The sequence below is a fragment of the Orrella dioscoreae genome, assembly GCF_900089455.2.
GTDB classification, from domain to species: domain Bacteria; phylum Pseudomonadota; class Gammaproteobacteria; order Burkholderiales; family Burkholderiaceae_B; genus Orrella; species Orrella dioscoreae.
Genome location: NZ_LT907988.1, coordinates 875,192 through 886,776 on the forward strand (window position 1 = coordinate 875,192; position 11,585 = coordinate 886,776).

8 protein-coding genes are annotated in these 11,585 nt (G+C 68.6%); 5 read left to right on the forward strand and 3 right to left on the reverse strand.

Translation table 11 applies throughout. From position 1 onward, the window contains the following. Positions 1–4 precede the first annotated feature (4 nt). From ODI_RS04000 to ODI_RS04015, 4 genes are read left to right on the forward strand one after another with little or no spacing between them, the layout of a single operon-like run. Positions 5–2,692: a type VI secretion system Vgr family protein gene (locus ODI_RS04000; protein WP_067752283.1), complete on the forward strand. Its 2,688-nt coding sequence runs from the start codon at positions 5–7 to the stop codon at positions 2,690–2,692. Then, positions 2,689–3,657, forward strand: a complete 969-nt coding sequence (locus ODI_RS04005) for a DUF4123 domain-containing protein (protein WP_067752280.1) — start codon at positions 2,689–2,691, stop codon at positions 3,655–3,657. The genes ODI_RS04000 and ODI_RS04005 overlap by 4 nt, the downstream gene beginning before the upstream one ends. After that, on the forward strand, positions 3,654–6,524 hold the full coding sequence (locus tag ODI_RS04010; RefSeq protein WP_067752277.1) for a T6SS effector BTH_I2691 family protein: 2,871 nt from the start codon (positions 3,654–3,656) through the stop codon (positions 6,522–6,524). The genes ODI_RS04005 and ODI_RS04010 overlap by 4 nt, the downstream gene beginning before the upstream one ends. Positions 6,525–6,549: 25 nt before the next feature. Next, positions 6,550–7,278: a putative type VI secretion system effector gene (locus tag ODI_RS04015; protein ID WP_067752274.1), complete on the forward strand. Its 729-nt coding sequence runs from the start codon at positions 6,550–6,552 to the stop codon at positions 7,276–7,278. 92 nt (positions 7,279–7,370) lie between these two features. Here ODI_RS04015 and ODI_RS04020 read toward each other — a convergent pair whose 3' ends face one another. Together ODI_RS04020 and ODI_RS04025 are read right to left on the reverse strand one after the other, a co-directional pair. Then, positions 7,371–8,249 (reverse strand): SAM-dependent methyltransferase, encoded by an 879-nt coding sequence (locus tag ODI_RS04020; RefSeq protein ID WP_082985256.1) that lies wholly within the window; start codon positions 8,247–8,249, stop codon positions 7,371–7,373. Between the two features lie 162 nt (positions 8,250–8,411). After that, on the reverse strand, positions 8,412–9,464 hold the full coding sequence (locus ODI_RS04025; protein WP_067752271.1) for an AbrB family transcriptional regulator: 1,053 nt from the start codon (positions 9,462–9,464) through the stop codon (positions 8,412–8,414). A 153-nt stretch (positions 9,465–9,617) separates the two neighbouring features. Between ODI_RS04025 and ODI_RS04030 the strand changes: the two genes are divergently transcribed. Continuing rightward, the gene (locus ODI_RS04030) at positions 9,618–10,511 is read left to right on the forward strand and encodes a dienelactone hydrolase family protein (RefSeq protein WP_067752268.1); all 894 of its coding nucleotides are present in this window, start codon (positions 9,618–9,620) and stop codon (positions 10,509–10,511) included. Between the two features lie 19 nt (positions 10,512–10,530). Here ODI_RS04030 and ODI_RS04035 read toward each other — a convergent pair whose 3' ends face one another. Continuing rightward, positions 10,531–11,499, reverse strand: a complete 969-nt coding sequence (locus tag ODI_RS04035; RefSeq protein WP_067752368.1) for a Bug family tripartite tricarboxylate transporter substrate binding protein — start codon at positions 11,497–11,499, stop codon at positions 10,531–10,533. Between the last annotated feature and the right edge of the window lie 86 nt (positions 11,500–11,585).

Sequence of the window (11,585 nt, forward strand, 5' to 3'; positions counted from 1 at the left end):
AGCCATGGACACGTCCTTTTCCCCCACGCACCTGATGTCCGCCGCGTTCACGCAGGCCAACCGCCTGCTGGACCTGGAAACGCCGCTGGGCGCCAACACGCTGCTGGCGGAAACGCTGCAAGGCGTGGAGATGCTGAGCGGCGGCGCGAGCCGCCTGGAGGTTTCGGCGCTGGCGCTGGATGCGCACATTCCGCTGGCCAGCCTGCTGGGCAAGCCGGTGACGCTGACGCTGCGCACCGCGCTGGGCGAGGATGCGCCGCGCGTGTGGAACGGGCACGTGACCGAGGCGCGCTTCGAGGGCGCCAATGGCGGCCTGGCGCGCTATCGCCTGATCGTCGAGCCCTGGCTGGCCTTTTTGCGCGAGCGGCGCGACAGCTTCGTCTTCCAGGACGTGAGCGTCTTCGAGATCGTCGACAGCGTGTTCGGCGACTACAACGGCCAGGGCGGGCTGGCGCCGCAATGGCGCTGGGAAGTGAAGGACCGTGCGGTCTATGCCAAACGCAGCCTGACCATCCAGTACCGCGAGACGGATTTCGACTTCGTCGAGCGCCTGCTGGCGGAAGAAGGACTGTTCTATTGGGTCGAGCACGCGCCGGGCGATGCGGGCCACACGGTGGTGATCGCCGACCACAACGATGCGATGAAGGCCGGCGCCCAGGCGCGCGCGCGTTTCCAGCGCGCCGACGTGACGGAGTCCGAGGACACCGTGCAGCAGTGGCAGGCCCGGCGTGCCTGGGGCGTGAATGCCGTGCGCCTGTCCAGCTGGGATTACCGCAGCCGCCAGGCGCGGCCGGTGAGCGCGCAGGCCAGCGCGGGGTTTCCGAAGGACCGTGAACTCGTCGACGAGGACTATCCCGGCCAATACGCCTATGAGAACGACGCGCAGGGCGACCGCCTGGCGCACAGCGCGCTGGCCGCGCGCCAGGTGGCAGCCTCGCGCCACGAAGGGCGCGGTACCGTGCGCACTTTCGCCGCCGGCCAGCGCTTCGGCCTGGATGGCCACTGGGCACCCGGCGACGGCGATTACCTGCTGCTGTCGGTGCGGCATCGTGCGCGCAACAATTTCGACGAGCAGCTTGAACGCGCCGTGGACGTCGCGCTGGGGGCTGCCGAGGACGGCGCCGAGGCGGATTTCTACCAGAACGTCTTCACCGCGATTCCGGCCAGCGTGACCTATCGTCCCGCCACGCGCGACGGCCATGGCGCCCGGCTGTTGCCGCGGCCCACGGTGCACGGCACGCAGACCGCCCTGGTGGTGGGCGACGAGGGCGCGCGGGTGATGACGGACCGCGATCACCGTATCCGCATCCAGTTCCACTGGCAGCGCGGCGAGGGCGCCAGCGCGCGCCTGGCGCACCCCAGCGGCGAGGACAACGCGCCCGCGCGCGGCCAGTCCAGCACCTGGGTGCGCGTGGCCGAGGCGGTGGCGGGCGGCGACTGGGGCGGCAACTTCGTGCCGCGCGTGGGCCAGGAAGTGCTGGTGCAGTTCCTGCACGGCGACATCGACCGGCCCATCGTGGTGGGCACGCTGTACAACGGCGAGGGCGCCGTCGACGCGCCGCACAACACCGTGCAGGGCGGCGCGGCGAATGCCACCGGCAACGCGCCGGCCTGGTTCGCGGGCGAGAAGGAAGCGCACGGCCACAACGCGGTGCTGTCGGGCATCAAGACGCAGGCCCTGTCCGAGAGCGGCAAGGGCGACGGCGGCTACAACCAGATCGTCATGGACGATTCGCCCGGCCAGGCGCGCCTGAACGTCTCGACCACGCAGGCCGACAGCGGCCTGACGCTGGGGCATCACAAGCATCAACGCGACAACGAGCGGCTGGACGACCAGGGGCACGGCGCGGCCCTGTCGACGGCAGAGGCCGTGTCGGTGCGCGCGGGCGCGGGTTTGCTGGTGAGCGCCGATGCGCGCCGCGACGCGCAGGGTGCGCACCTGGACAGCCAGGAGGCCGTGGACCAGATACAGGCGGCGCACGAGGCGGCGCGCTCGTTGGCGGATGCCGCGGCGGTGCATCGCGCCGAGCCCGAGGGTGGCAAGGGCGCCGCCCCCGCGCTGGAGGGCCTGGCGGCCGTGTTCGAAATAGTCGGCGCGAAACAGGCCGGGACGGGCGGAGAGGCAGCGGCCTATAGCCGTCCCCATCTCCAGTTCAGTGCGCCAGGCGGCATCGGCCAGCTGACCCCCGCTGACGCCGTCGTCGTGGCCGGCCGCAGCGCGAGTTTCGTCGCGCCCCACGTCAACTGGGCGGCCATGGGACACATGGCGGTCAACGTCGCTGACGGCCTCGTGCTCTTCGCCCAGGGGGCCGCGCCCGGGCAGGGGCGTGCCGTGCAGGAGCAGGGCTTGCGGCTGCATGCGGCCAGCGGTCCGCTGCGCATCCAGGCCCAGGATACGGGCATGGAGTGGCAGGCGCAGAAGCAGGTCACCATCGCGTCGGCCCAGGGATCGGTGCAGGTCACCGCAGGCAAGCGCGTGCTGGCCACGGCCGCTGGCGCGTATCTCAGCATCGAGGGCGGCAAGGTCAACCTGCACGCTCCGGGCAAGGTGGAGTTCCGGTCGGGCGCGCATGACTGGAGCGGCCCGCAATCCGCCAGCGCGGCATTCGCCACGCCGTCGGGCGATTACCAGGGCTGCCAGCAGCGCATGGAAGACGCGGCGGGCGCCAGCGGCGGGGTCGTGGCCTTATGACGCATGAATACCAGGAAGATGGCATTGCATTGGCCGAGTCGCTGCACCAGCACGCCGCGGGGTTGGGCAGCAGTGTCTGCTGGCTGCTGATCGATCCGGTGTTGCGTGATCCACTGGATCACCCGGGTTGGGCGCCCTGGCGTGAGGCCGTGCAGGTACGCAGCCTGCCCGTGCGGCTGGCCGACCGCGATGTCGATCCGTCCGCCTGGCCCCGGCTGGTGCGGCTGGACCTGTCTTCGTACCGTGACGCCGACCTGGCCCGCGCGGCGGCACACATGTCCGTCGAGGATGGCGAGCTGGGCTCGCTGCGCCAGGGCATGGGCCACCGCATCGGTGGCTGGCTGTTCGGCTGCGATGATGGCGCGGCGTTGGCCCGCCATCTCTCCGGCGTGATGCTGGCGCGGCATCCGCAAGGCTGGCGCGCCATGCTGCGCCTGCACGATCCGGCCGTGATGGACGTGCTGTGGCCGCAGTTGCGCGCCGCGCAGCAGGCCGCGGTGCTGGGCCCCTGCCGCCAATGGCTGCAGCGCGACCGCTGGGGCGGCCTGGCCGTGCGTGCCCAGCCCGGTGGCGGCGCGGTGCCGGCGCAGGGCCTGGCGCTGGACGCGGCGCAGTGGGACCTTGTGGAAGGCCTGGCCTCCTTGAACCGCGCGTGGCGTCGCCTGCCCGAGCCCTGGCCGTCGGCTGCGTCGGCGAGGCTGCCCGAGGTGCTTGCCTGCATGCGGCGCGTGCGCGCCCTGGGCTACGACGATCCGCGCGACTGGGAGGCCTGTGCCTGGCGCGCGCTGACGGTGTCGCCCGATTTCGACCGGCACGCATTGCTGCGGCAACGTTTCGCCGATGCGCCCGATGACGTCGCGCTGGCCCGATTGTTTTCCGGCATCACGACGGCGGAATGGGACGCCGTGCAAGAGGACTGCCGCCGTGGCCTGGACCACGGCATACTCGTCAGGAACGACTCATGAGCAACAACCCCTGCAGAACCTGCCAGGCGACCGGCCTGCCCGTGCTGCCCTGCCGCTATACCGTCATTCCCCAGAATTTTCCGGTTCCCCGGGCCGATCCGCTGGGCGTGTATTCGGGAGAGCGGGTCAAGGACGTGGCCATCAGCGACAGGTATCGCTACGCGGTGCGCACGTTGCGCGCGGGTTTCCTGTACCTGTTCTATGAGTCGGGGCCGCAGGGATCGAATTACTGGGAAGCCTATGCCGTCACCGAGGCCGGTGAACTGTGGAAGGCGGCCGACGCGCAGAGCGTGCAGGGCGCGGTGACCAAGGCGTGTTCCTCGCAAGGCGGCCACAACGCGCTGCGCATGCAATACCTGGTCATCGAGAAGCCGGAGCAGTGCGGCAAGGTCTGGCTGGCGTATTCCGAGCACAAGTGGAGCGACAAGACGCTGGATCGCTACAAGGACGCGGCCATCCGCGCCAAGCGCATGCAGCCCATCGAGCCCGCCAAGTGGATCACGGGGGCCGTCGCGGCGAACCACCAGGAGATCTACGCGCTCGACAGCAACCTGAAGTCCGCCCTGGAGTATTTCAGCGACCATGAGCTGGTGAATGGCGAGCCGAAGGAGCTGCCCTTCAAGGGCGCTGAGACGCCGCCCACCATCAGCCACGCCAACGGCACGCACGTCGATGCGGTGATGCGCATGCAGTCCACGCGCCATGCGTGGCACCTGCGCAATACCGCGCAGGGCGACCAGAAGGACAAGGTGCTGGAGCAGCTGCACAACCAGATGATGGACAAGTGCGGCGATCCCAGCATGGGCGTCGAGTATTGGCCGATGGGCATCGCCCTGTGGGACGCCATCGGGCTGACGGATGAATTGAACGGCTATTACTCCGATGCGTTGGGCGCGTTGGCCCGCTACAGCGACGAGCGCAAGCTGGAGATCACGGCGGCCGCGAACATCCGTGGCGCCAAGGTCGTGCTGGAAACGCGGGCCGCGGACCGGGCGGACCAGGCAGCCGATCGGGTGCGCGAGGGAATACGGGTCGGGGACCGCGGACAGGATATCCGTGTGCGCAATGCCGTGATCGAGTCCTACTTCCCGACGATGGAGGGCAAGCAGGCCATGGCGCAACTGGAGCGCCGCCGTGCCACGGGCGAGATCGATGCCGCCACCTACCAGCGTGAGCGCGAGCAGGTGTTTGCCCAACACCTGCCTGCGGACAAGCGTGGCGAAGCTGGCCAGGCATTCGATATCTACCATACCGACCTGGAACGGCAGCAGGCGGAACTGGACGGCCGGCTGGACCAGCACAAGCAGAGCGAGATTGCCGGGGCCTGGCCGCGTTACGAAGACAACATCAACTGGGACAAGCTCAATGCCTTCGAGCGGCAGTACGAGGTGTTCCAGCGCACCATCAAGCAATTGGCGGATTATCGCGCGCAGGACCTGATCAAGTGGCTGGAGTCGCCACTGTTGTGGGACACCCTGGAGGATTACCACGGCGAGGACCCGGATGACGGCGAGGAGTTCGCCGAGGTGGTCGGGGACTTGATCGAGGGGCTGGGTTCCTGCCCCTCGGGCGAGGCCTACCTGACCATGCTGGTGACGCAGCGCACCGATCCCACCCAGCCCGGCGCCCTGTTCTGGCGCGCCATTGCCGCCAACCAGGACGAGCTGCGCAAGGAGCTTGCCGAGGGCCTGGCGCAGGCACAAGCCAAGAAGGACGAGAGCATCAGCGGCGCGGGTGGGTTCGCGTCGGTGGTGGCGCTGCTCAACAGTTTCAAGAAGTACGCGAACTACTACAAGGCCTCGCTGGGCCGGGTCCACCAGAAAGACCCGAGCAAGATTCCCCCCTGGAACCGCGTGCTCAAGAACGTCGGTTTCGACAAGCTGGTGGTGACCTGCGGCGACAAGGTCTTCAGCTATCTGCGCATCAACAATCTGGCCGACTACGTGGGCGAGAAAGTGATCCAGCATCTGTTCCTGGTCCGTGGCGGCGTGCCGGATGTCGACTCCCTGAACCTGGTGAAGCTTCAGGCGCAGCACGAGGGCTTGAACCGGGCGCAGACGCTGGCGCGCATCCGCACCGCGCGCACGCTCATGGAGGCCAACGAGGCAATCGTGCGCCAGCCCGGCTCGGTGGCCCTGACGGAAATGTGGTCGCGTGTCCGTCCGATCGAAGCCAGGCAGCAGGTCACCAACATGCGCATCGGCGTGGCGGTGGGTTTCGTCGAGGTCGCCAACCTGATCAAGATGGTGTCGGCGACGGACAAGAAAGGCAAGGATTACGCCCAGATCGTGGCGTCCATCGCATCGCTCAGTGCGGCCATCATCGAAATCGGCATCGTGCCGTATCACCTGCTGGGCGCGAAGCGGGCGATGGGCTTCCAGATCTGGAAGCTGCGCGGCGCCGCGTTGAGCGGCATCGCCAGCTTCATCAACGCCGGCATCGATTTCGCGGCGGCCCGCCAGGCGGCGGAAGAAAACAAGCTGGGCGTGGCCACCCTGTACTACGTGAAGTTCGCGGTCGGCGTGGGGACCATCGGCAACACCCTGCTGCTGGCGACGGTGGCTTCCGCGCCCTTCATCAAGAAGCTGGGCGAGAAGACGGGCGTCAGGATCCTGGTCTTCGTCGGTACGAACGTGAGCAGGTGGGCGGCCGCGGCCGCGCTGGCGCGCGTGCTTGGCATGATCGCTGGCTGGAAGGTCACCATCGTGGTGACGGGCATCCAGATCCTGGTCTGGTACTTCACACCCGACGACCTGGAGGAGTGGTGCGAGACCTCGGCATTCGGCAACCAGACCTTCGGCAAGCCGTTCACGGACGCCAAGCTGCAGGAAGAGAAGTTCGCCGCCGCGCTGGAGTCGGTGGGTTGATGGGCGCACTGGCGGAGGGAGCGACGTGGAAAAGCTGAGCGGACGTGTGCAGGGACTGTTGCGGCGCCGAGCCACCCGGGACTTCGTGATGGGCGAGATCGGCGGCGCGGTGGGTACCACGGCGACGGCGGCCAGCTTTGCGCTGGCGGGCATGGGTGGCGCGGCGGTCAGCACGGCCTTCGCCGACAGCAACGAAGAGGCGGACTACGTCGAGTTCGACCTGGAGGGCCGCCGCGTGAAGGGCTGGTTCTGGCGCTTCCCGTTCTCGGAAGGCGACGAGCTCGACGTGGCCGCTGAAAAGCTGTCCGGCACACAGGGCAATCCGGACCAGTGGGTGGCCTATGGCGCGCGCCGGCGCGATGACGGCATCGTCGCGGTCTATCCCCATTGCCACGAAGGCACTGTCGCGCATCGGCGCGCCAGCCTGCGTTTCTATGCCTGGTTCGCCTTTGCCTGCTATCTGGTGGGGGCGTGCTTCTCGGTGGGCTTCACGCTCTTCAGCGATCACCCTGACCGTTGGGCGACCACCGCGCGCGAGCTGTTCCTGTACCTGCCTGGCGTGATGGTCTTGGTCTACGGCTTCCTGGGCTATCGCGCCACGCGCAAGCTGGCGGTGTTTCCGCAACTGGCGGAGGAAATATTCCGTACCTTCGGTTGGCCCGATCCCTCCCGCATCAGCCTGCGCAAGACCTCGCGGGCGAAGCGCGGCGAGAAGGAAACGGGCGACTACGGATACTTCTTCTTCCGGTATTGAGATACCAGCCGGAGTGAAAACGGGGCAGCCGCGGCTGCCCCGTTTTCCGCCTGCAGGAATTCACCTTGCAGGATGATGCCTTGCTGGCGGAATCAGGCGCGCTTGGCCGTCCACTTGCCGCCGCCCTCCTTGGTGCCGCTGATGCTGCGGCCGTTCACTTCGCCGGTGTAGCGCGTGCCATTGGCGGTGAAGGTGATCTTCTTGCCGTCCAGGCGCGCGTCGGTGATGTCGGCGTTGCCCAGCTTGCCCGTCAGCATCTGGTAGGTCTGCGTGAGCTGCAGCGTCTGGCCGTCGATCTTCCACGTGCCGTCGACCTTGGCGGGCACGATCCACAGCAGGGCCGTGCAGTAGGTGCGGCAGTCTTCCTTGACCTCTTCGGTGGCGTCCGGCTCCCAGTCGCCCATGTGGAAGGAATTCGACACGATGCGGGTGCCGGGCTTCAGTTCCAGGATCTTGGGGCGCAGCTGCTCGTTGATGGTGGGTAGCAGGAACATGGTGATGACGTCGGCCTTGGACAGGTCGGTCTCGAAGAGATCCGCCTTCTCGAAGGTCGCCTGCTTGGCCACGCCTTCGCGGGCGGCGTTGCGCTTCGAGAGTTCGACCATGTCGGGGTTGTACTCGATGCCCTTGGCCGTCAGGCCGCGCTTGGCGGCGGTGATGACGGTGCGGCCGTCGCCCGAGCCCAGGTCCATCAGTCGGTCCTTGGGCGTGACCTTGGCCATGTCCAGCATCTTGTCGACCATGGTCTGCGGGGTCGGCACCCAGATCACGTCCTTGCCGGCCTGGCCCACGTCGGGCACATAGCTTTCGGTTTCCGCCTTGGCGGCTGCCGGCGCCGCGTGGGCAGGCAGTGCGAAGGGCGCGGCCAGCAGGGCGGCCAGGCAGGTGGCACGGAGGGACTTCGCAATGCGATTGGCGCGCGGGCCGCGGCCGGTGGCGCCGGCAAGGCGGGGCGAGAGCGTGAAGGGCATGGTGAGCGTTCCTTGAGAGGGTGTCGATCCGGCCCGTGCCGTGGATGGCAGGCGGCGGGAACGTCCATGCGCCCGCAAGGCGCGGGCGCGCGTTCATAGTCAAGGACAGCTTACACGCTGCTGAGTTCCACCCGGGTAAGAGCCTGTTAACGCAGGCGCCTGTCAGCGCAGCAGCCAGCGCATGGCCGCCCGGTGCATGAGCGAGGCGCTGGACACCACCACCAGCAGGCGCGTCAGCTGGAAAGCCACCACCACGGGCACCCCCAATTGCAGCAGGCCCGCCGTGAGGCTCATCTCGGCGATGCCGCCGGGCGCCATGCCCAGGATGAGCGTGGGCGCGGGCAGCCCCGCCAGCCAGCCCAGGATGACGGCGCCCAGCGAGGAGCCCAGCAGCACCGCGGCGCTGCACAGCGTGGACACCAGCATGAAACGCGGCGCGGCGTGGAAGAACTCGCGCGAGAACTTGGTGCCCAGCGAGCAGCCGATGAGAACCTGGGCGACATCCACCAGCGCGACCGGCATGATGGAGCTGGCATGGCCGGCCGCGTTCAGGGCGATGCTGGCGAAGACGGGGCCCACCAGCCAGGCATTGGGCAGGCGCAGCAGGTGGCAGACCAGGCCCGCGGCGAAGGTGGCGCCCATCAGCAGCACGAAGCCGGGCGCGTCGAAGACCAGGCTGGCGGTGGCGTAGCTGTCCGCGCCGTGCAGGTCGGCCCAGCGAAAGGCGAAGGGAATCAGCACCACGACCAGGATGATGCGCACCGACTGCGCGGCGGCGACGCGGTCGACCAGCGCGCCGCTGCGTTCGGCCAGGTTCGCCATTTCGGCCGCGCCGCCCAGGAAGCTGGCGTACAGCGCGGTGACGGGGTCGATGCCGGCATAGTGGGCCAGGACCTTGGCGGCCAGCATGCTGAGCAGGATGGAGGCGGCCAGTCCCAGGATGATCCACGGCAGCAGGCCGGGCAGCATCGCCAGCACGGGCGGGGTGAAATAGAGGCCGATGGCGCCCCCGACGATCCACTGGCCGCCGAAGCGCAGTCCGCGCGGCACGTGCAGGTCGGCGCCAAGCATCTGCGCCGCGGCCACGACGAGCATGGGCCCGATCAGCCAGGGCAGCGGGGAATTGAGGAGGGAGAAGAGCCAGCCTGCCAGCGCCGCCAGCGTCAGTGCGGCGATGGGTTTGGCCCGCTCGGGCAGGGGGAGGGCACCGCTCATGGCGCAGCCCGCCGCATGCGCGTCGCCAGGGACGGGCGGGCAGGGCGATGGGGAGGGGAGGCGAACACGGCGGGACCTACGGTGGTTCTTGCGGCTGAGCCACGAGTATAGTGGGTCTCCCGGCAAGCCTGCCTCGTCTCAAAGGATGCGCCCATGTCTTCGCACGTCTCAGACAAACCCGATACCGACTTCGACAGCCTGTTGCCCCCGCTGACTCTCGATCGCCGCGGCTTTCTCGTGACGTCGCTGGCAGGCGGCTTCGCCGTGGCGGCGGGCGCGGTGCAGGCCCAGACCGCCATCCAGACACCGACGCAGGGTCTGGTGGCCGGCGAAGTGAAGATCCCCGTGCGCGACGGCGACCTGCCCGCCTATCGCGCCGCGCCCGAAGGCAAGCGCAATGCGCCGGTGGTGCTGGTGATCCAGGAGATCTTCGGCGTGCACGAATATATCAAGGACGTCTGCCGCCGCCTGGCCCACCTCGGGTATTACGCCGTCGCGCCGGAAATGTTCGCGCGCCAGGGCGACCCGAGCCAGATCAAGGACATTCCCACGCTGCAACGCGAGATCGTCAGCAAGGTGTCCGACGAGCAGGTCATGGCCGACCTGGATGCGGTCGTGGCATGGGCGGGGCAGCAAGGCGGCGACGCCAAGCGCCTGGGCATTACCGGTTTCTGCTGGGGCGGGCGCATCACCTGGCTCTATGCCGCGCACAATCCCAACCTGAAGGCGGGCGTGGCCTGGTACGGCCGCCTGGTGGGCGACACCGATCCCCTGCATCCGGCGCACCCGGTGGACGTGGCCGCGCGTCTGCACGCGCCCGTGCTGGGCTTGTATGGCGGGCAGGATGCCGGTATTCCGGTCACGTCCATCAACACCATGAAGGACGCGCTGGGCAAGGGGTCGCCTGCCGCGCAGGCCTCCAGTTTCCTGCTGTACAAAGACGCGCCGCACGCGTTCCACGCGGACTATCGCCCCAGCTATCGCAAGGCCGAGGCCGAGGCGGGCTGGCAGCGCATGCAGGAGTGGTTCGCCAAGTCCCTGCGTTGAAGGCGGCGCGTCGCGCGGCTCAGTCGACGCGGATGCTGGCCTGCCTGGCCAGCGTTTTCCATTGCGCGATCTCGCGCGTGACCTGCGCGTCGAGTTCCTGCGCGGTGCTGCCCACCGCCACCGCGCCCTGGTCCAGGAAGGCCTTTTGGATGGCGGGGTCGCGCGTGGCCTGGATGAGGCCGTCCTGTACCTTGGCAATGACGTCGGCTGGTGTATTGGCGGGGGCGAAGACGGCGTACCAGGAATCGACCTCGAAGCCCGGCAGGGTCTCGGCCACGGTGGGCACGTCGGGCAGCACGGGCGTGCGCTGGGCGGTGGACACCGCCAGGGCTTTCAGCCTGCCTTCCTTGACGTGTTGCGTGACGGCGGGCAGCGACACCCACAGCAGCGGAATCTGTCCGCCCAGCACGTCGATGACGGCGGGCGCGCCGCCGCGGTAGGCGACGTGCACGAAGGGCAGGCCGGTGCGCTGTTTCAGCAGTTCGCCGGCGATGTGGCTGGGCGAGCCGGTGCCGGCAGAACCGTAGGGTACGTCGGTCTTGTCCTTGCCATGCTGCACGAGATCGGCGAGCGTGGCGGCAGGGAAGGAAGGATGCGCCACCAGGATCTGCGGGGCGGACGCCACCAGCGAGACGGCGGCGAGGTCCTTCTCGGTGTCGAACGGCAGCTTGTTGTAGATGGCCGGATTGATGGTGTGCGAGGACAGCGTGATGAGCAGCGTGTGGCCGTCGGCCGGGCTCTTCACCACGTGGTTGGTGCCGATGGTCCCGCCCGCGCCGCCACGCGTCTCGATGACCACGGGTTGGCCCAGCGCCTGCGACAGCGGTTGCTGCAGGATGCGGGCCGCGACGTCGACGCTGCCGCCCGCCGGATAGGAGACCACCAGCGTGACGGGCTTGGTGGGATAGGCCAGCGCCTGGGCCGAGCCCAGCAGCAGGGCGGCACAGGCCCACAGGCGCAGGCGGGCGGGGGATCGGGTGCGTGACATGGTGGGCGTCCGGGCAAGGTAAACGGCATTCTTGTCGCCGGGCGGCCGGCGTGTCCAAGACGCATCGGCCATTTGCATATGGCCCG